Annotated in this window: 21 protein-coding genes; 11 read left to right on the top strand and 10 right to left on the bottom strand. The window is 74.2% G+C overall.

Features of this window, described 5'->3' with window-relative positions; translation table 11 throughout:
- Positions 1–38: 38 nt before the first annotated feature.
- Together OG799_RS07530 and OG799_RS07525 are read left to right on the top strand one after the other, a co-directional pair.
- Entirely contained in the window at positions 39–986 is a 948-nt protein-coding gene (locus OG799_RS07530; protein WP_406044330.1) for a serine/threonine-protein kinase, read from the top strand.
- Between the two features lie 79 nt (positions 987–1065).
- Complete coding sequence (locus OG799_RS07525) at positions 1066–1491, top strand: OsmC family protein (protein WP_089014850.1); 426 nt, start codon at positions 1066–1068, stop codon at positions 1489–1491.
- 10 nt (positions 1492–1501) lie between these two features.
- Here the strand turns inward: OG799_RS07525 and OG799_RS07520 are convergent, their stop codons facing one another.
- Positions 1502–2452, bottom strand: coding sequence for an endonuclease/exonuclease/phosphatase family protein (locus tag OG799_RS07520; RefSeq protein WP_406044329.1), 951 nt, complete (start codon positions 2450–2452; stop codon positions 1502–1504).
- Between the two features lie 343 nt (positions 2453–2795).
- On the opposite strand from OG799_RS07520, the gene OG799_RS07515 reads away from it, so the two are divergent.
- A complete protein-coding gene (locus tag OG799_RS07515; RefSeq protein ID WP_406044328.1) occupies positions 2796–3629 on the top strand; it encodes a hypothetical protein in 834 nt (277 codons plus the stop codon).
- Positions 3630–3636: 7 nt separating this feature from the next.
- Here OG799_RS07515 and OG799_RS07510 read toward each other — a convergent pair whose 3' ends face one another.
- The 5 genes from OG799_RS07510 to OG799_RS07490 all read right to left on the bottom strand — a co-directional run bounded on the left by OG799_RS07510 (position 3637) and on the right by OG799_RS07490 (position 8109).
- Positions 3637–4188 carry an ATPase gene (locus OG799_RS07510; protein ID WP_406044327.1) on the bottom strand — a complete coding sequence of 184 codons (552 nt, stop codon included), beginning with the start codon at positions 4186–4188 and terminating at the stop codon, positions 3637–3639.
- A gap of 164 nt (positions 4189–4352) precedes the next feature.
- Complete coding sequence (locus OG799_RS07505; protein WP_406044326.1) at positions 4353–4799, bottom strand: response regulator; 447 nt, start codon at positions 4797–4799, stop codon at positions 4353–4355.
- 71 nt (positions 4800–4870) lie between these two features.
- Positions 4871–5218 (bottom strand): STAS domain-containing protein, encoded by a 348-nt coding sequence (locus OG799_RS07500; protein ID WP_406044325.1) that lies wholly within the window; start codon positions 5216–5218, stop codon positions 4871–4873.
- Positions 5219–5305: 87 nt separating this feature from the next.
- Positions 5306–6355 (bottom strand): B12-binding domain-containing protein, encoded by a 1050-nt coding sequence (locus OG799_RS07495; RefSeq protein ID WP_406044324.1) that lies wholly within the window; start codon positions 6353–6355, stop codon positions 5306–5308.
- A complete protein-coding gene (locus tag OG799_RS07490) occupies positions 6352–8109 on the bottom strand; it encodes a PP2C family protein-serine/threonine phosphatase (RefSeq protein ID WP_406044323.1) in 1758 nt (585 codons plus the stop codon). The genes OG799_RS07495 and OG799_RS07490 overlap by 4 nt, the downstream gene beginning before the upstream one ends.
- A gap of 223 nt (positions 8110–8332) precedes the next feature.
- Here OG799_RS07490 and OG799_RS07485 point away from each other — a divergent pair, with 223 nt between their 5' ends.
- Entirely contained in the window at positions 8333–8737 is a 405-nt protein-coding gene (locus OG799_RS07485) for an STAS domain-containing protein (RefSeq protein WP_406044322.1), read from the top strand.
- 46 nt (positions 8738–8783) lie between these two features.
- Positions 8784–9131: an STAS domain-containing protein gene (locus OG799_RS07480; RefSeq protein WP_406044321.1), complete on the top strand. Its 348-nt coding sequence runs from the start codon at positions 8784–8786 to the stop codon at positions 9129–9131.
- 66 nt (positions 9132–9197) lie between these two features.
- Here the strand turns inward: OG799_RS07480 and OG799_RS07475 are convergent, their stop codons facing one another.
- Positions 9198–9512, bottom strand: coding sequence for a hypothetical protein (locus OG799_RS07475; RefSeq protein ID WP_406044320.1), 315 nt, complete (start codon positions 9510–9512; stop codon positions 9198–9200).
- 202 nt (positions 9513–9714) lie between these two features.
- Between OG799_RS07475 and OG799_RS07470 the strand changes: the two genes are divergently transcribed.
- The 3 genes from OG799_RS07470 to OG799_RS07460 all read left to right on the top strand — a co-directional run bounded on the left by OG799_RS07470 (position 9715) and on the right by OG799_RS07460 (position 12799).
- On the top strand, positions 9715–10692 hold the full coding sequence (locus tag OG799_RS07470) for a 4a-hydroxytetrahydrobiopterin dehydratase (protein ID WP_406044319.1): 978 nt from the start codon (positions 9715–9717) through the stop codon (positions 10690–10692).
- 78 nt (positions 10693–10770) lie between these two features.
- Positions 10771–11553, top strand: coding sequence for a spermidine synthase (locus tag OG799_RS07465; RefSeq protein ID WP_406044318.1), 783 nt, complete (start codon positions 10771–10773; stop codon positions 11551–11553).
- A 67-nt stretch (positions 11554–11620) separates the two neighbouring features.
- Positions 11621–12799, top strand: a complete 1179-nt coding sequence (locus OG799_RS07460; protein ID WP_406044317.1) for an AI-2E family transporter — start codon at positions 11621–11623, stop codon at positions 12797–12799.
- 7 nt (positions 12800–12806) lie between these two features.
- Here OG799_RS07460 and OG799_RS07455 read toward each other — a convergent pair whose 3' ends face one another.
- On the bottom strand, positions 12807–14105 hold the full coding sequence (locus tag OG799_RS07455) for an NAD(P)/FAD-dependent oxidoreductase (protein ID WP_406044316.1): 1299 nt from the start codon (positions 14103–14105) through the stop codon (positions 12807–12809).
- A 50-nt stretch (positions 14106–14155) separates the two neighbouring features.
- Positions 14156–16312, bottom strand: coding sequence for a glycogen debranching N-terminal domain-containing protein (locus OG799_RS07450; RefSeq protein WP_406044315.1), 2157 nt, complete (start codon positions 16310–16312; stop codon positions 14156–14158).
- A gap of 414 nt (positions 16313–16726) precedes the next feature.
- On the opposite strand from OG799_RS07450, the gene OG799_RS07445 reads away from it, so the two are divergent.
- Positions 16727–17302 (top strand): M28 family peptidase, encoded by a 576-nt coding sequence (locus tag OG799_RS07445; protein WP_406044314.1) that lies wholly within the window; start codon positions 16727–16729, stop codon positions 17300–17302.
- On the top strand, positions 17299–17460 hold the full coding sequence (locus OG799_RS07440) for a hypothetical protein (protein WP_406044313.1): 162 nt from the start codon (positions 17299–17301) through the stop codon (positions 17458–17460). Before OG799_RS07445 ends, OG799_RS07440 begins: the two co-directional genes overlap by 4 nt.
- 48 nt (positions 17461–17508) lie before the next feature.
- Here the strand turns inward: OG799_RS07440 and OG799_RS07435 are convergent, their stop codons facing one another.
- A complete protein-coding gene (locus OG799_RS07435) occupies positions 17509–18042 on the bottom strand; it encodes a GNAT family N-acetyltransferase (RefSeq protein ID WP_406044312.1) in 534 nt (177 codons plus the stop codon).
- A gap of 421 nt (positions 18043–18463) precedes the next feature.
- Between OG799_RS07435 and OG799_RS07430 the strand changes: the two genes are divergently transcribed.
- Entirely contained in the window at positions 18464–19693 is a 1230-nt protein-coding gene (locus OG799_RS07430) for an MFS transporter (protein WP_406044311.1), read from the top strand.
- Positions 19694–19719: the final 26 nt, after the last annotated feature.

Below are 19719 nucleotides of genomic sequence, written 5' to 3'. Positions count from 1 at the left end.
AAACACCTCCCGGGCGGCACGAGGACGAGGAGTGGGCGATGAGAACGCTGGGCGGGCGGTACGAGCTCGAACAGCGCATCGGCATCGGCGGGATGTCCGAGGTCTGGCGGGCCCACGACCTGGTGCTGGACCGGACGGTGGCGGTGAAGCTGATCTCGCCCAACCTGGACGACGAGGCCACGTCGGTGGAGCGGATCCGGGCCGAGGCCCGCTCGGCGGCCCGGCTGGTGCACCCGAACGTGGCCAGCGTGCACGACTTCGGCACCTCGACCACCGTGCCCGGCCGGGAGGCGCCCTACATCGTGATGGAGCTGGCCGAGGGCGAGACGCTCGCCGCCCACCTGCGGGAGGGCCCGCTGGACTGGCGGATCGCCGTCCGGGTCTGCGCCGAGGTGAGCGCCGCGCTGGCCGCCGCGCACGCGCACGGCATCGTGCACCGCGACGTGAAGCCGGCCAACGTGATCCTCACACCGTCGGGGGTGAAAGTGCTCGACTTCGGGATCGCCACCTCGACCGGCTCGACCGACCACACCCCGGACGGCATCGTGGTGGGCACCCCCGCCTACCTGGCCCCCGAGCAGCTGGACCGGCAGCCGGCCACCCCGGCCGCGGACATGTACGCCCTCGGTGTGCTGCTCTACTACTGCCTGACCGGCCGCCTGCCGTACGCCGCCAGCAGCACCACCCAACTGCTGGGCGAGCGGAAGCGGCAGGCCCCGGAGCCGCTGCCGGAGATCGCGGGGCTGCCGGCGGAGGTCGCCGACCTGTGCCGGCGCTGCCTGGCCGACGACCCGGCCCAGCGCCCCAGCAGCCTGATGGCCGCGCTGCTGCTCGCCGAAGTGGTGGACGCCCGGGTCTACGTGCCGATGCTGGCGGCGACGCCCCGGCAGCGTCCCGCGCTGGTGTCCCCCTGGACCGACCGGGCGGCCACCGACGCCACCGAGGCGATGGCCGTCGACCGGCAGCCCACGGAGTGGGCCAGCTGAGTCCTCCCCCCGGGCCGCCGGCCCGGTTTCACCCGGCGGGGGCCGGGTAGCCGGGCGGGTGAGTGACGGGAGGAACGCGATGCCGGATCCGAGTTCCTGGCTGCACGAGGCCACCGCGACCGCAGCGGGCGGTCACGTACGCACCGACGACGGCGGACTCTCCACCGCACTGGCGTCGCCACTGGCGGCGCACTGCACCGGACTGAGGCCCGAGCAGCTGCTGGCGGCCGCGTTCGCGTCCTGCCTGCACCATGCGGCGGTGGAGGCGGCCGGCAAGATCACCGATGAGGCGCACACCGTCCAGGTGACCGCGGAGGCGAAGCTCGGCCGTGACAACGACGGCCGGTACCGGGCCGACGTGCACGCCGAGATCTCCTCGGCGGGGCTGACCCGGGAGCAGCTGGCCGATCTGGTCGCGTACGCGGACCGGCTGTGGCCGTTCTCCAGCGGCGACAACAGCCGGCACCGGCTCACCGTCACCCCGGCGGAGAACGGCCGGCACTGAGCTTCCGGGCTCACCAGCGGAAGCCGGCGGTGACCGCCCGGTGGTCGCTGTCGGGCGTGTGCAGGACGCCGGCCGCGGTCGGGGTGAGTCCCCGGTAGAGCACGTGGTCGGGGCGGGTGACCGGCAGCTCCGCCGGCCAGGTGAAGCCGAAGCCCTGCCCGGCGTCGGCCTGCGCGTCGCGCAGCAGCCGGGTGAGCGGCCCGAAGACCCGGTCGGTGGTGGCGGTGTTCAGGTCGCCGAGGACGACCAGCCGGGGGGCGTGGTCGGCGCGGACGGTCGAGGCCAACGCCGCGAGGGTCTCGTCCCGGGTGGCGGTGTGGCCGGCCCGGGCCGAGCCGAGGTGGACCACGTAGACCACCAGGTCGCCGCCCGGGGCGGCGACCACGGCACGCAGCGCCCGGGTCCAGCCCAGGCCGGTGTCCACGCCGGTGGAGTCCCGGATCGGCCACCGGCTCCACAGGGCGACGGTCGACACGGCGGCCCGGTGCGGGTACCGCTGGCGCAGCGCGGCGTCGACCCGGTCCTCGTCGTCGACCTCCTGCAGCGCGATCAGGTCGGCGCCGGAGGCGGCCAGCGGGTCGACGGTGGCGGCGGGGTCGGGATTGCCGGACCGCAGGTTCTGGCTGGCGACGCGGACCGCGGTCGGGCCGGCCCCGGCCGCCGGCGGCAGCCACTCGCCGCCGTAGAGGGCCGCCCAGACGACCGTCGGGAGCAGCACCGCCGCGAGCGCCCGCCGGGACCGGCGCAGCAGGGCGGCGAGCGCGAGCGGCGGTACGCCGAGGCCGAGCAGTGGGGCGGCGCTGTCCAGCAGGCTGCCGAAGCCGTGCACGTTGGGAACCGCGGGGTGGCCGGCCAGCAGCGCGGCGAGCAGGACGGCGAGCAGGCAGACGAGCAATCCCCGGCGGCTCCGGCGACCGCCGGACGCACCGGTCGTCCGCTCGTCGCTCACGCGCTCCGTCACCGTCCGGATCGTATCGAGCCGAGGGCGGCGCCGGCGGGCCGATGGCGACAACCGGGTCGACCAGGCACTGGTGGGGCGGACCGGCACCACCGGCGGAGCGGTGACCGCCGGTTCGGCCGCGCGCCGCATGGGCCGAACGGAGGAGCCCGGCACCTCTCGCACCCCAGGTGATCTCGCGACCGGTTAGCCCCGGAAGATCGTATATAACCGACAAGCCCGACACGAGTCATGAGCCGGTTTCGTGGTCAACCGAGGGTAATGCCCCTGCGGATCATGGCAAATTGTGGCGCATGCCACCAACCGACCCGATGGCAAGCGGCGGGATGCTTTCTAGCCTCGGCGGGTGCATCCCGACGACCCCCCCGAGCAGAAGCAGACCGAGACGACGCCCACCGACCGTCCCACCGATGTCGCATCAGCCGAAAGGACGATCGGGCGGCACCGGGCCCCCGAGCCGCCGCGCCGCGGACCCCTCGCCTCCACCTCCGCCCGGATCGCCGTCGCCACGGGCGTGACCTGCTGTCTCGGCCTGGTCGCCGTCGTCGGCGCCCGGGAAACCGGCCAGCGCCACGAGCCCGTCCGCGAGGTCCTCGCGGACCGCGCCGCGGCCGACCAGCGCGCCTCCCGGGACTTCCAGCGGACCGCCCCGCCGGTCGCCGTGCCGGTCACCCCGATCCCGGTCGCCACCCCCAGCCCGAAGCCGACCAGGAAGGCCCCGCGCAAGCCGGTCCGGCCGAAGCACCCGCGGCCCGTCGCCGGGCTCGACCAGCGGCAGATGGACAATGCCAAGGTGATCGTCGATGTCGGCCGGGACATGAAGCTGCCGCGCCGGGCGCTGATCGTGGCCATCGCCACCGCGATGCAGGAGAGCAACCTCTACAACCTGGCCAGCGACGTGCTGCCGGAGTCCTACGACTACCCGCACCAGGGCAGCGGCGCCGACCACGACTCGGTCGGGCTGTTCCAGCAGCGGCCCAGCAGCGGCTGGGGCACCGTCGCCGAGCTGATGCGCCCGGCGTACGCGGCCCGGGCGTTCTACGCGGCGCTGGCCGAGGTGCCCGGCTGGGCGGACCTCAGCATCACCGAGGCCGCCCAGGCCGTGCAGGTCTCCGCATTCCCCGACGCGTACGCCCAGCACGAGGAGCGGGCCACCACCGTGGTGAACGCGCTCGTCTGAGCCGCGGTCAGGCCACACTCCGCTCCGACGGCGGCCCAGCCTGGGCGTCGGTGGCAGCGGTCGCCAGCCGGGTGGCCGGGACCCCGCTGGCCGGCACCGCCGCGGCGGCCGTCGGCGTGTCGGCCGGTACCGGATCCACGGTCAGGCCGGCGAGGAGCTGTTCGACCCGGGCCTCCCGCCGACGGCGGGCCAGCAGCGCCGCCTCGAAGTCGCGCCGCGCCTGTACCGCCTCGGCGTACGCCCGCTCCCGGACCAGGCGGGCCTCGGCACGGGCGGCGTCGAGCTCGCCCCGGGCCAGCGCCACCAGCGCGACCGCCTCCCGCTCCACCGCCGTCGCGCCGGCCCGCACGACCGCCGCGTCGCCCGCGTCCGGCGCGCCCTGCCGGTCGAGCAGGTCGCAGAGGTGGGTCGCCTCCTGCCGGATCTGATCCCACTCGCGGCCGGCGCCGGCGGCGCTCTCCGCCCGCGCCGCGAGCCGGGTCAACCGGATCCCCAGCTCGTCCAGGCAGGAGTCGACCTGCCGCTGGTCGTAACCGGTCTCAACGACGGAGAACCTCATACTGTCGCCCCCCAGGCAGCTGGTGTTACTTCCCCACCTGCCGATCCTCGGGGCTGCCGCCGACCGCCGAGGCGGTTCGGGAAAAATGTTCAGCATCCGAGGGTGGTCGACGGCCGGCGACCACCCGTGGACAATCCCGGCCCGGCGATCCGGACGAACGAGGCTCAGGAGTGCTTGGGCAGCACGACCACGCGGCCGAAGAACTCGTCGATCCGCCGTACCACGTCGTTGAAGTCGTCCAGGTCGATCGGCTTCGTCACGTACGCGTTGGCCTGCAGGGTGTAGCTGCCGACGATGTCGGTGTCCGCGTTCGACGTGGTGAGCACGACGATCGGGATGGTGCGCAGATCCTCGTCCTGCTTCACCTCGCCGAGCACCTGCCGCCCGTCCATCCGGGGCATGTTCAGGTCGAGCAGGATCACGTCGGGGCGTTGGGCGGCGATGTGCCGACCCTCGCGCCGGAGGAACTCCATCGCCTCCTGGCCGTCGTTGACCACGTCGATGACCTTCTCGACGTCGGAGTCCTCGAGGGCCTCCTCGATCATCAGGACGTCGCCCGGGTCGTCGTCCACCACCAGGATACGAACGGGGCTCGGGCTGGCTGGACCCATGGGTTTACCTGCTTCGCGTCAGTGGCGGAACGGGACCTCTCGGTCACCTGCTGGCGGGGAAATCTAGCCCATCACGGGCGGACCGGCGAGGCCGGGTCGGGCGTGTCCGCGTCGTACCGGAGAACCTCGGCGAGCCCGGTCACCTGCAGCACCCGCTCCACCCGCCCGCTGGCCCCGGTGACCCGCAGCCAGCCGCCCTCGGCCGAGGCCCGGTTGTCGCCGCGGACGAACGCGGCGATGCCGGTCGAGTCGCAGAAGGTCAGCTCGGTGAGGTCGATCAGCAGGTGCCGCTCGCCGTCGGCGGCGAGCCGGTCGATCGCGGCGTTGAGCTGGGGGGCGGTGCTCATGTCGAGCTCACCGGCGAGCCGCAGGCACGCCCGACCGTCGGCCCGCTGAGCGTAGGTGACGGTGAACGACAACGGGGTCCCTCTCGCTCCGGCCGCAGGCGAATGCTTGCAGTGCAGCAAGTATAAGCAGGGAACGTCCCGGCGCCCGTAACCGACCAGTCAGCGCCGCGACCCGCCCGCCGGCCCGGTCACCAGCGCTCGGCCGCCGTCGAGGAACCGCGCCGCCCGGGGAAAGTCCCGCAGCGTCTGTCCATAGTGCTCGAGGGTGAGCCCGACGGCGCCCGCCGGCACCCCGCGGCTGGTCAGGATTCCCACCAGCCACCCGACGAAGTCGGTGATGAGGGTGGCGTCGTCGACGTAGAGCGCGGCGGCCAGGAAGTCGACGATGTAGCCCAGGTCGCTGATGGTCGAGTCGAGCTGCGCCGGGGTGTAGTCGTGCACCGCGGGCACCCGCTCCCGCAGGTCCGCCAGCGCGCTGTCGATCAGCTCGCCGCGCCGCTTGACCAGGCTGGCGTACTCGTCGTCGGCGAGGTGGTCGAGCTGCGTCGGCGGCACCCGGCGCAGCGCCCGCTCGTCGGCGACCAGGTCGGCGGCGGCCGGCGCGTCCGGCGCCCACGCCACCCCCAGCTGCCGCGCCCAGCGCCCGTCGTCGCCGAATCCGCGCCCCCCGACCACCACCGGTACGTCGGAGCGGCGGCACGCCTCGATCATGCGGTGCGCGTGCGGCAGCCGCATCGGCAGCGCGCAGGCCAGCAGCACCGCGTGCGCGTCGTACCGGTGCAGGTAGGACACCAGATGCGCGGCGGGGACGCTGGCGCCGAGGAAGGTGACCTGCCAGCCGCGCAGCCGCAGCACCTCGGCCACCAGGCGGGGCGGCAGCGCGTGCCACTCGCCGTCGAGGCAGGCGACCACGATCCGGCCGCGGGTGGGCCGCGGGTTGGCGTACCCGGCGACGGCCGCCACCACCCGCTCGCTGATGTGGGTGGCCGCGTGCTCCTGAGCGACGCTCCACTCGTTGCGCGCCCAGCGCTCCCCCACCTCGGCCTGCGCCGGGGCGACCAGGTCGAGCAGCACCCGCTCCGCCGGCAGCCCGGCCTGGAGCAGGCTCAGCGCCACCTCGATGGCGGCGTACTCGTCCGCCTCCTCCAGCGACTGGAGATAGCCGGGATAGGCGTGGGCCGGGTCGGCTTCGATGGTCGTGGCGGTCACGCGTAGCTCTCCCTCGCAGGGCCGGGGCGGGCCGGGCTCGGCACCGCGTGGAGGTGGCGGGGCGTCCGCACCCCCGGACCGGTCGCCCGGAGGGCGAGCACGGCGATGTCGTCGTGGTCGCCCTGGGCCAGCCAGTCGCAGGTCACCTGCTCGATCCGCTCGGCCAGGGCCGGCGCCGGCATCCGGTGGCAGCCGGAGATCGCGGTGAGCAGCCGCTCGGCGCCGAACTGCTCGTCGCCGCGCCGGCCACCGCGGGCCTCGGTCACCCCGTCGCTGTACAGCAGGCAGGTCTCCCCCGGCTCCAACCGGACGGTGACCTCGCCGATCCGGGGATCCGGCACCACGCCGATCAGCATCCCGCTCAGCGGCACCGCCTCGACCTCGCCGGACGCACGCACGACCAGCGGCGGCAGGTGCCCACCGCCGGCCATCGTCAGGCTCAGGCCGCCGTCGCGGTGCGGGCGGACCACGCCGAGCACCATGGTGGCGAACCGCCCCTGCCCATGCGCCAGGGTGGTCTCCAGCAGCGCGTCGTTGAGCAGCCGCAGCAGGCGGCCGGGGTGGGACTCCACCCGGTGCAGCGCCTGCAGGCACTGCCGGAGCTGGCCGGTGAAGACGGCCGCCTCCACCCCCTTGCCCGACACGTCCCCGAGGAAGAAGACCGAGCCGCCGTCGGCCAGCCGGTGTGAGCCGTAGAAGTCGCCGCCGATGCGCAGCCCCGCCTGCGCCGGCCGGTAGGCGGTGCCCCACTGCACCCCGGTCGCCGCGGCCGGCTCCACGGGCACCAGGCTGGCCTGGAGCGTGTCGGCGACCTCGGCCTGGTCGCGGTACAGCACAGCCGTGGTCAGCGCGGCGCCGGCCCGCGCCGCGAAGGCCCGGACCAGGTGGACGTCGGCCTCGTCGTACCACCGGGTGGCGCGCCGGGCGACGAGCAGCACGCCGACCGGGGTGTCCCGGCCCGGCAGCGGCACCACCCGGGCGGTCGCCTCGGTGGCGGTCATCCCGGGCAGCCAGCCGGCCTCCACCGCCTGCTCGACCAGCCAGTCCAGCGTGTGCGGCTCGGTGCCCGCAAGCCCTTCCCCGATCGCCGCGGGCAGTTCGGCGGCGGCCAACACGCCGCTGTCCACCACCGGCGCCTCGTCGTCCGAACGGGAGGCCCGCCACCAGCGCGCGCGTCCCGAGTGCGGGGCCAGCACCAGCACGGCGACGTCGGAGAGGGTGGGCACCGCGAGCCGCACCACGGCGGCGGCGGCCCGGTCCGGGTGCAGCGGGTTGCCCAACTTCTCCCCGACCACGGCCAGGAACGCCGAGCGGGCCCGCTCGGCCAGCAGCGCGTCGGCGCGGCTGACGCTCTCGGTGACGTCCTCGACGTACCAGCAGCAGCGGGCGGCCGAGAGGGGCACCCGCCGCACCCGCAGCCGGTGGCCGCGGTGGGTGAACTCGGCGGGCCCGTCGTCAGCGAGGGCGGCGACACCGGCGGCGGCGAGCAGGTCACCCGGGACCACCTCGGGCAGGAGACGCTCCGCGACCGGGCTGAGGTGCCGCACCACGCCGTCGGCGTCGCAGACGATCAGGCCCTCGCGGAAATGTTCCACGACCTCCGACCAGTCGGGGGTGGCCGGGCCGCGGTCCGGGGCCAGGGGCGGCAGGGTGGCGGCCGTCGGGGCGGCGGACCACGCCGGACCCCGTGCGCTACTCGGCGTGGCGAGCCGTCCGTCGCCCGGGTCAGCGTCCCTGACGTCGGCAGCAGTCACCAGCTAAGCCCCACTCCTTGTCGACACCCGCGGCGTCACCACCCGCGGCCCACCGGAAACGGCGATTGTGTTCCAATCTCTTCGCCCCACCCTACGCCGGCAGGCCGGGACCGCCACCCCACGGCAGGTCCGCCCGGTGCCGTGGGCGACGCCGAGCGGAGCGGTTGCGGGGTTGTTACGATCCGATCGACCGGGCCCGACCGGCAGCCCGCGGAAAGGTGTGATGGTGGTACCCCAACGGAGGAAGCCCGAGGCGACGCCGCTGAGCATCTCCGTGGACCGCTCCGACCCCGGCGCTCCCGCGATCAAGGTCGACGGCGACCTCGCCTTCACCACCGCCGCCCCGCTGCGGGCCGAGGTGGACCGGCTCCTGGCCGAGGACCCGCCCACCCTGGTGCTCGACTTCGGCGACCTGCTCTTCATCGACAGCACCGGCCTGTCGGTGATCGTGCACGCCTGGCGCGAGGGTCAGCAGAACGGCACCGTGATCCGACTGCGCGGCACCCCCAGGTTCCTGGAGACGATCCTGGACCTGACCGGGATCACCGGGCTGCTGGCCCGGCCGCCGCTCGACCTCAGGCCGGGGCGGCCCGTCCCCGGGAGTACGGAGAAGTCCGTCTCCGCCTGAGGCACCCCGGGGTTTCCCGATCACGTCGGCCTGGGAACATGGACCCATGCCCTCCCAGCTGTCGACCATCGAGGTGAGCCGGCTCGACGCCGGGCGCGCCCGGCTGCGGCTGACCGGCGAGCTGGACTACGACACCGCGCCGGAACTCATCGCCGCCGCCGCGGACCTGCACCGCGACGGGTACGAGGAGCTGATGATCGACCTCGGCGGGGTGGGGCTCTGCGACTCCTCCGGGCTGAGCGCCTTCGTGGTGATCCACCGAGCCGGCACCGGGCCGGTCCGGCTCACCGGGATGAACCCGCAGGTCCAGCAACTGCTGGACCGCACCGGCCTGGCCGAGCTGCTGGCGGTGGGGCGGCCCGCCGCTTCCGACGACGTCCGCGAGGTGGGCTGACCCCGCCCTGAGGGTTGGGGTGGCCCCCGACCCTGGGACCAGGGGCCGGGGGCCGGGGAGGGTGGCTCAGGCGGCGGGGACGGGTTGCAGGCGCGGGCCCGTCGACCGTGGTTCCTCCGCCGCGGGTGGCTCCGCGTCCTCCGGTGGGCCGGAATCGGGCGTCTGAAAGAGATAGCGGACGAACTCCCCACCCGCCTCGTTGTCGTCCGCTCCGGGCCACTGTCCGACACAGTCGACGCCGACCACCTCACGGCCGGTTCCGTCGTTCTCCTCCAGCAGCGCCCACAGGGTCACCGGGTAGCAGCGGGTGGCCTCGGGGGCCAACTGCCACCGGGAGTACCAGCCGGGTCGGGCGGGGACAATCTCGACGATCCGCTTCATGACGACCTTCCCTTCCGCGTGCCTCGGAAGTTTCCCGGTCCACCCCGATCGTGGGCCGCCGTCGGGTGAACGCCCCTCACCCCCAGCGAGTGAAGCTGACGTCGCGCTCCCGGCGAGGCACCGGCCGGGGCCGTTTCCTTCCCCGCCACGGCGGGAAGGCGACGCGCGGAAGGCCGAACCCGACGAGGAACGAGGTGCGACGATGCGCAAGCAGATGGAGGGCGACAACCAGCGCCGCCGGGCCCTGGCCCGGGAGGCCCGGGAGCGGGGTCTGCAGCCCAGCCAGGCCCGCGCGAGCCTGAGCGCGTCCAAGCAGATCACCTCCCTGGATCAGGGCCAGCGGCAGGGTCCGCCGCCCGCCGGACGGCGCAAGCCGAACATCACCCGGGGTGGTCCCGCCCCGCCGCCGGCCGCTGCGCGGCAGCCCGGTCGGCCGCTCCCTGAGCCCGGCAAGGGCACTCCCGCGGTGACCGCTGTCGGCTACCGCGCCCTGGTCGACGACGTCGGCCGCCGGGCCGGGGTCGACTTCTCCACGGCCAAGGTGGGCGCCGAGGCGACCGTGTTGGCGCTGGCATGGGCGCTGGACGAGGCGGCGCGGCAACGGCTGCTCGCGGCGGTGCCGATGAAGCTGCACGACGTCGTGCCGGTGGACGGCATCGAACGGCACCACGAGCTGGCGGGCTTCCTCACCGAGGTGGCCCGGATCAGCGGCCGCACCCCGGAGCAGGCGCGGTACCAGGCCGAGGCGACCCTCGCGGCGCTGGCCGACGCCGACGGCGACCTCGTCGAGTCGCTGCGCGTACCCGACGGGTTGCGGGACCTGCTCACGCCGCCGGAGCCCGGCGGTGGCCTGGTGGGTCCGAGGTCGGCCACGGCCCCACTGGACGAGCAGGAGCTGCGCGACGCGCTCAGCCGACTGCGGTACTGGTCGAGCGACCAACGGTCGTTGGTACGCGCTATCGAGCTGCCGCCGGACAACCTGGACCGGGTGCTCGACCGGCTCGACCAACTCCGGACCGAGGTCGGCCGCGCCCCGCAGATCGGCCGGCCGGATCCGGACAGCGCCGTACTGATCGTGCGGACCCAACGGGTCGACGGGGTCACCGCCCTCGACGTCGACCTGGCTCACCGGATCGACGACGCCATCGAGGAGGTCGGCGCCGGGATGAACGCCGGCTGAGCCGGCCGGGCCGGCGGGCCGCGAGCCCGCCGGCCCGAACCGGCCGGTCGCCGACCGGATCGGCTACCGTTGCCGGCCATGGAGAGCGCCGCCGACGACCTGGCACTGGTCGTCGACCCGGCCCGGCGGACCGGGCGTACGCTGCTCGCCGCCGGCGTAGCCCAGTCGTACGTGGACGTCGTCGACCCGCGGCACCTGCACTTCGAGTACGTCCGGCGGATGGCCGCGGTGATCGACCTGGCCGCCCCGCCGGGCCGGCCGTTGACCGCGCTGCACCTGGGCGGCGGCGCGCTCACCTGGCTGGCCGCCACCCGTCCCGGGTCGGCACAACGGGTCGTCGAACGGGACCCGGCGGTGGTCGACCTGGTTCGCCGGGCGCTGCCGCCGCTGCCGCCGGAGGTGACCGTGACAGTCGCCGACGCCCGGGACGCGGTGACCGTCGCCCCGTCCGGCAGGTACGACCTGGTCCTCGCCGACGTCTACCGGGCGGCCCGGATGCCCGGGCACGTGGCCAGCGTCGAGTTCGCCGCCGAGGTGGCCCGGACGCTGCACCCCGACGGCGTCTACCTGGTCAACGTGACCGACCTGCCGCCGCTGGTCTTCTGCCGGGCCCAGGTGGCCACCCTGCGCGCGGTCTTCGCCGACGTCTGCCTGGTCGCCGACCGCCGGATGCTGCGCGGCCGCCGGTACGGCAACCTGGTGCTCGCCGCCGCGCACCGACCCGACCGTCTGCCGGTACGCCGGCTGGCCGCCCGGGTGGCCGGGGACCCCCTCCCCGGCGGGGTGCTGCACGGCCCGACGCTGGACGCCTTCGTCTCCGGCGCCCGCCCCGCCACCGACGCCAGCCTCGCCGCGGACTGATCCCCCGGCGGGCCCCGGCGGGCCGGACCGTGGGTTTTCCCGGAGCCCGGCCGGGTAGCCGCGCCGGATGAGCGACGCCCAGGACCGGTCCACCGCTCGCCGGGCGCTGATCGTCATCGGCCTGGTGCTGGCCACCCTGGTCGGACTGGGCCTGGTCTGGGCCACCCGACGGGTGCTGGTCTGGACCCTGGTCGCGGCGTTCTTCGCGGTGGCCCTGAAACCGCTGGTCGACCGGCTGGAGCGCGGCTGGGTACGGCACCGGGCGCTGGCTACCCTGCTGGTCTTCCTCGCCACGTTCGTCCTGCTCGGCGCCCTCGCCGCGATGATCGTTCTGCCGTTGGTCGACGAGGTGGGCCAATTCGTCGACCGGGCGCCGGAGCTGCTGCGGGAGGCCCGGGCCGGCCGGGGCCCGGTGGGCGAGGTGCTGACCCGGCTGCGGCTGCGGGAGTACGCGAGCAGCCACGCCGACCAGCTCCAGCGGTACGGCTCGCGCCTGAGCCAGCCCGCCGTGTCGCTGGTCCGCGGCGTGCTGCAGACCATCGCGGGGCTCGTCACGGTGATCGTCCTGGCGTACCTGATGGTCCTGGAGGCCCCGAAGATCATCGCCGGGTCACTGGCCCTGGTGGGCGACGGCGGCGCGGAGCGGCTGCGCCGCGTCGGCCGGGACTCCGCCCGCACCATCACCGGCTACCTCAGCGGCAACCTGCTGATCAGCGTGATCTGCGGCGGGCTGACCTTCCTGGTGTTGTTCCTCACCGGCGTGCCGTTCGCCGCGGTGATCGCCCTGCTGGTCGCCATCGCCGACCTGATCCCGTTGGTCGGCGCGACACTGGGCGCGATCATCGCGGCCGGCGCCGGATTCCTGCACTCGCCCACCACGGGCATCATCGTGCTGGTCTTCTTCGTCGTCTACCAGCAGGCCGAGAACCACCTGCTCCAGCCGGTGATCATGTCCCGGGCGGTCCGGCTGAACCCGCTGACCGTGCTGGTCAGCGTGTTGCTCGCCGCGGAACTGGCGGGGCTGGTCGGTGCACTGCTGGCCATTCCGGCCGCCGGGATCGCGCAGATCCTGCTCCGCGAGTTCGCCCCGAAGGGGCTGAGCACCGTGCCGTCACCCGCCACCGGCGCCGCCGACCCGCCAACCGACGTCGAGCCGTCATTGTCGGAGCCCTCCGGACCGGGAAAGCGGCGCGCCGGCGGGCGGAGCCCCGGGACGGGTGGGGCTCCGCCGCCGGCGGGCGGCTGACCGTCGCTCAGCCGCGGCGCACCATCTCGGGCGACTCGCTCTCCAGTGGCACCGCGTTGGCCGGGACGAGGCCGAGCTGCACGGCGGGTCGGGACATCGTCGCGTCGAGCACCCAGTCGGCGCCCACGCGGGCCCGGTTTCCGGGCATGGCGAGCAGGTGGTAGCCGCGGGTCACCGCCTTGGCGGGCAGGCCCGACAGCGGCACCTTCAACGGGTTCGCCGCCGCATCCTTGCCGCCCAGGTCGACCACCCAGCCCAGGTCGTGGTGCTTGTACGGCTTCCGCTTGCCCTGCCCGTACGAGGCGGCGATGTTCTGCGCGGCCAGTTTGCCCTGCCGCTGCGCGTGCTGGGCGGTCATCGTGCAGATCTGGCCGGGGCGGGTCAGGTCGGGCACCGCGGCCGCGTCGCCGCAGGCGTACACCTCGGGGTAGCCGGGAACGTTGAGGAACTCGTCGACCACCAGGCGCCCCTTCTCGGTACGCAACCCCAGCTCGGCGACGAACGGGTCGGGGCGCACGCCCACGCACCAGACCAGGCTGCAGGTGGGCACGTACTCGCCGTCGGTCAGCATCACCCCGTCCGGGGTGGCCTCCGACACCGAGGTGCCCATCCGCACGTCGACGCCGCGCCGCCGGAGCACCCGATCGGCGGTCCGTGACATCCGCTCGCCCAGCTCGGGCAGCACCCGGGGCGCGACGTCGAGCAGCATCCAGCGCGGGCGCACCGTCAGGTGCGGACGCTGGGCGACCAGCCGGTCGGTGAAGAGCTGCCCGTGCGCCGCGACCTCGGTGCCGGTGTAGCCCGCGCCCACCACCACGAAGGTGGTCCGCGCCCGCTGCTCGGCCGGGTCCTCGGTCAGCTCGGCCAACTCGATCTGCCGGACCACGTGGTCGTGCAGGTAGAGCGCCTCCGGCAGGCCGCGGAAGCCGTGCGCGTACTCGGTCACGCCGGGGATCGGCAGCAGCTTGTTCACGCTGCCCACGGAGAGGACGAGCCGGTCGTACGCCAGCCGGCCGTGGTCACCCTCCTGCGCCCGGTAGCCGACCCAGCGGTTCTGCAGGTCGACCCGGTCCGCCTCGCCGATCACCACCCGGACGCCGTCCAGGCTGCCCGACAGCGGCACCGAGATCCGGGTCGGCTCGACCACGCCGGCGGCCACCTCGGGCAGCAGCGGCAGGTAGAGGAAGTAGTCGGTCGAGTTCAGCAGGACGATCTCGGCCCGCTTGCCGGCGAGCCGGCTCAACGTCTTCGCCGCGTGGTATCCGGCGAACCCGGCCCCCACGATCACCACACGAGGTTTCGTCATGCCCGCTGCCGTTCCCGCCGAAACGCGGGACAAACGTGGTGTCGGCGCGCTCAATCGGCCGCGAGCCGCACGTACCCCTCCGAGTCGATGGCCTCGACATCCCAGCGGTGGCCGGACGCGCTGATGCCGCTGATGTTGATCCGGCCGACCTCGTGCGGCACCGCCGGGTCGACGACGAGCCGGCCGCCGACCGGGCGGAGCCCCAGCATGGCCCGGATCAGGTTCAGCGGGGCCCCGGACGCCCAGGCCTGGGGGCTGCAGGCGGTCGGGTACGGGATGGCGGCGAGGCTCCGCTCGCGCGGGTAGCCGGCGATCGCCTCCGGCAGCCGGTCGCCGAACTCGGCGGCGGCGTCGAGCAGGGCGAGGGCTACCCGGTTGGCCTCGTCGCGGAAGCCGTACCGGGCCAGCCCCAGCACGCTGATCGAGGTGTCGTGCGGCCAGACGGTGCCGAGGTGGTATCCGAGCGCGTTGTACGGCGCATCGGCCCGGGACAGCGTCCGGATCCCCCAGCCGCTGAACATGTCCTCGGAGATCAGTTGCCGGGCGAGCGCGGCGGCGCGTTCCTGCGGGACGATGCCGCTCCACAGCAGGTGCCCCAGGTTGGATGTCATGGAGTCGATCTTGTTCTTGTCGCCGTCGAGGCCGACGGCGTAGTAGCCGCCCCGCGCCTCGATCCAGAAGTCCCGGTTGAACGACTCGCGCAGCCGGTGCGCCTCGGCGCGCAGCCGGTCCGCGAGGGCCGGGTCCGCCAGCGGCCCGTCGGCGAGTTCGGCCACGCGCAGCTTGGCGTCGTAGGTGTAGCCCTGGATCTCGCAGGTGGCGATCGGCAGCACCGGCATCCGGCCGTCGGCGAAGCGCACCCCGTCCCAGGAGTCCCGCCAGCACTGGTTGCCCAGCCCTTCCGGGGAGCGGGTCGCGTACTCGACGTAGCCGTCGCCGTCCCGGTCGCCGTACCGGTCGATCCAGTTCAACGCCGCCAGCGCGTTGTCCCGGAGCGACCGGACCAGGTCGTCGTCGCGGGTCCAGCGCCAGTACTCCGACAGCAGGATCAGCCAGAGCTGGGTGGCGTCGGCGGTGCCGTAGTAGGGGTCGAACGGCATGAGTCCCTGCCGGGTCAGCTCGCCGAAGCGGAACTCGTGCAGGATCTTGCCGGGCTCCTCGTCGGTGAAGTCCTCGCACCGCCGGCCCTGCTGGTGGGCGAGCGCGAGCAGGGTTCCCCTGGCCATCCGGGGCCCGAAGGTCAGCGCCTGGTACGCGGTGATCAGGGTGTCCCGGCCGAAGATGGTGAGGAACCAGGGCATGCCGGCGGCCGGCAGGCTGATCCGCTCCTCCCCACACTCCATCTCCAGCCGCAGCGCGGACATGTCCGAGCGGGTCTGCGCGGTCGCCCGCTCCAGCACCAGGTGGTCGCTGGTCAGCTGGGCCGCGCGCGCGAGCCACCGGGCCGCCGGATCCTCCGCCCGGTGGTGGAAGACGTCGGCGGCGTCGCCCCGGACCGGCTCGGTCACCCCGATGCCGGGCGGCACCGGCACGCTCAGTTCGACCTGCCACTCCTCGCGCGGTCCGAGGTCGATCGCCCAGACCAGGTGGTCGCCCTCCCGTCGCTGCGGGGGCGGGGTCGACCGGACCCGGGTGTCCGCGGTGAAGCCGTCCTGCTCATAGCTGAACACCAGCAGCGAGCCGTCCGGCGCGTGCCGCCGCTGGATCCGCTCCGACCGGTCGCGGACGTTCGTCTTGACCTCGAGGATGTCGGCGAAGTCGTTGCCCACCTCGAGGCGCAACTCGAACCGGACCCGCTCCATGGCGAAGGAGGCGACTCCGATCCGCTCGTGCAACCCGTCACTCAGGTAGCGCAGCCGTCGGACAGCGATGGTGTTCGCCGGCAGTTGGGGCAGCGCCGGATTGGTTAGGAAGAACTGCGCCGAGTAGTGGTCGACCACGCCGGAGCGCAGCACGAGCAGGCGTAGGCCGTCGATGGTGAGCACCCAGTGGTTGAGCATGCGGGTGTCCCGGTGAACCAGGCCACCGATCGTGCCGGCCGGCACGTCGCCGACCGGATCCGAGTACATGAAGGTCGCCCCGCTGACCACGGCGATCGCGTTCGGACCCAGCTCCGGAGGCAGGGCCCGCGCCTGCGAACCGGGGCGTGACGGGTCCTGCGGCTTGGTCGGCGTTGGATTGGCCGGGGTGGGACGCTCCAGCACCATGACCCGGACGCTACGCCCTTGAGCTGCTGTTCCACCTCACCCGGTTCGGATGAGATTTGTCCGTAGAATCCATGTCTACCGATATAGATAAGCATCGCAATCATCGGCCAAGATGCGGGAATAGGATCCCACGAAACCGTCGGCGACCGACCCACGAGGTCGACCCGACGCACCTTCCTGACCGCCTCCGCCGCGGCCACCGCCGCCACCGTCACCGCACCGCTCGCCGCCACGCCCGCCGCCGCCGAAGAGGCCGTCGCGCCGCCCGGCCCCGGCCAGCCGGTCCGGCCGCAGCCGCCGGACCCGGAGCTGTACGCGCTGCTACGCGAGATCGACCGCGACCGGATCGAGGCCACCGTCCGCCGGCTGGCCGCCTTCGGCACCCGGCACACCCTGTCCAGCCAGGACGACCCGGTGCGGGGCATTGGCGCCGCCCGTGACTGGATCTTCGCGCAGCTGTCCGGGTACGCCGCCGCCTCCGGGGGGATGACCGTGGAACTGCAGTCGTACGTCCAGGAGCCCGCGTCCCGGATCCCCACCGCGACCCGGATCACCAACATGGTGGCCACCCTGCGCGGCGACTCCGCGCCGAACCGGGTCTACGTCGTCACCGGCCACTACGACTCCCGCGCCACGGACGTGATGGACGCGGTCAGTGACGCCCCGGGCGCCGACGACGACGCCTCCGGCGTGGCGGTGCTGATGGAGCTGGCCCGGGTGATGGCCAGCCGGCGCAGCGAGGCCACCATCGTCTTCGCCGCGCAGCTCAAGGCGGCCGGCGTCGACGTGCAGGGCATGTTCAGCGCACCGGGCGGTGGACCGGGACGGGCACCGCAGCCCGGTGGCCTTCCCGAAGCCGGGCAGCTGACCGCCGGCTCATCCGTACCGGGTGGGGTCGCCTCACCCGACGGCGGCGCAGCGTGGGGGGACCGCGGGAGGGCTGCGGGACGTCGCCCTCGCCGTCGGACGCCGGAGAGGAGCATGGCATGAGCAGCATGATGTCGAACGACCAACGCACCCCGATCTACCTGCAACAGAGCGGCCGCACCCGACTGACGCCGCGCCAGCGGCGGCGGGCCGAGCAGAAGCAGGCCCGGTTGGAGCGGCTGACCGGGCAGCGCCCCGCGGCGCGCGGGCCCGGACGCTGACCCGGCACGGTCGGTGGCGGTCGCCCGACGGCGGCCGCCACCGCCGGCTCAGGCCTGGCCGGGTTCCGGCACGGTGATCGCCCACCGTTCGTGGTCGCGCCAGGCGCCGTCGATGAACAGGTAGTCCGGGGAGAAGCCCTCGAGCCGGAAGCCGAGGTTCCGGGCCAGCCGCTTGGACGGCTCGTTGCCGGGCTGGATGTTCGCCTCCAGCCGGTGCAGCCCCAGCGCGGTGAAGGCGTGCTCGACGACGAGACGGATGCCGGCAGAGGCGTGTCCGGTCCCCGCGTACGGCAGGAAGGCGGCGTAGCCGAGGTAACCGCCGCGCAGCGCGCCCATGACGACGCCGCTGATGTTGGCGTACCCGGCGATCTCCCCGGTGGCCAGGTCGCAGAGGAGGTAGCCGGCGCCGTCCCGGCGCCGCACCTTGCGCAGGTACGCGGCGTACTTCTCCGGGTCGTCGGGCGCGGCGAGCCACGGGTGGTGCAGATCCCGGCTGCGCCGGGCGGCGGCGGTGAACTCGGCCTCGTCGGCGGGGCGGGGGCGGCGGATGCCGACCCGCCCGTCGGTGCTCAGGTATCTCACGTGGCCACACTCTCGCCCACCGCCCCACCCGGTGTCCAACCGGGGTCGCGGACCGGGCCGCCCCTGCCTAGGGTGGACGCGGACGACAGGAGGTCGATCATGGGTATGGCTCTTCTCGGCACGGTGCTGGCTCCCGCTTCGCCGCTGGGGACCACGGTGTCCTGACCGGGCCACGCGGCGCCCGTCGCCGCCCCCACTGATCCCGCCCACCGCCGGCCCCCCGCCGACGGGAGCGGGACGACCCCGTTCGACACCGTCCCCTCACCGCGAAGCGATCAGGTGACCCGCCTCCGCGCGGGTCCTCCGTCATGGCGTGACCACGCCAACCCATATCGCTTCCGAGGGAGTTCCTCGTGTTTCCGGACAGCCCGTCCGGGCGCCCCGTCGCGCCCGGACGTCACACCCCTGCGCGGTGGTCGGCATGACCGCCACCGTTCCCGCCGGCCCGCTCGGCCGCGACTTCCACCGCCTCTGGACCGCCAGCGCGGTCTCCAACCTCGGCGACGGCGTCACCATGGTCGCCGGACCGTTGCTGGTCGCCTCGCTCACCCGGGACCCCGCCGCGCTCGCCGCGGCGGTGCTCGCCCAGCAGTTGCCCTGGCTGCTCTTCGCGCTGGTCAGCGGCGCCCTCGTCGACCGGCTCGACCGGCGTCGGCTGATCATCGGCGTGAACGTCGGCCGTTGCCTGGTGCTGTCCGCGCTGGCCGCGGCGGTGCTCACCGGGCTGGCCACCGTGCCGCTGATCTGCCTGGCGTTCTTCCTCACCGGGGTCGGCGAGACGCTGGCCGACACGGCCGCCGGGGCCCTGCTGCCCTCGGTGGTCCCGCCGGAACGGCTGGAGCAGGCCAACAGCCGGCTCTTCGCGACCTTCGTGGTCGGCAACCAGTTCGCCGCGAAGCCGCTCGGCGCGTACCTCTTCGTGCTCACCGCGGCGGTGCCGTTCGCCTTCGACGCGGCCACCTTCGGGCTGGCCGCGTTGCTGCTGGCGCTGCTGCGCCGGCGTCCGGTACCGCGGGCGGCGCCGGAACCGGCGGATGACGCACCGCGCCGGTCGCTGCGGGCCGACATCGCCACCGGCGTACGCGCCCTCTGGGCCGCGCCGGTCCTCCGGATCCTCGCGGGCTGCATCGCGGTGATGAACGTGGCGTTCTGCGCGGCGTTCGCGGCGTTCGTGCTCTACGCCCGGCAGCGGCTCGGTCTCGCTGAGGTCGGCTACGGCGTGCTGTTGACCGCGTCCGCGGTCGGCGGGCTGGCCGGCACGGCCCTGGCGCCCCGGCTGCGGGCCCGGTTCGGCACCCCGGCGCTGCTGCGGATCGGGCTGCTGGTCGAGGTCGGGCTCCAGGTCGTGCTCGCCACCACCCGGCAACCCTGGGTGGCCGGGGCGGCCCTGGCCGTCTGGGGCGTGCACACCATGGTCTGGGGCGTGCTGGTCGTGTCGCTGCGCCAACGGCTCGTGCCGGACCGGCTGCGCGGCCGGGTGAACAGCGTGTACTCCCTGGCCGACCTGGGCGGGGCGGCCCTCGGCACGGCGGCCGGGGGGCTGATCGCCCGGGCGACGGGGGACATCGTCGCGCCGTTCTGGCTGGCGAGTGGCGCGATGGCGCTGCTCACCGCACTGGTCTGGCGACGACTGGCCGCCACGGACGGCTGACCGACACCGTCGGTGGGGAGGCCCGT

The sequence above is a fragment of the Micromonospora sp. NBC_00898 genome (genome assembly GCF_045207895.1).
In the GTDB taxonomy this organism is placed as follows: Bacteria; Actinomycetota; Actinomycetes; order Mycobacteriales; family Micromonosporaceae; genus Micromonospora.
Note: the sequence above shows the minus strand (reverse complement) of the source record. Positions and strands in the feature narration are given on the sequence as shown.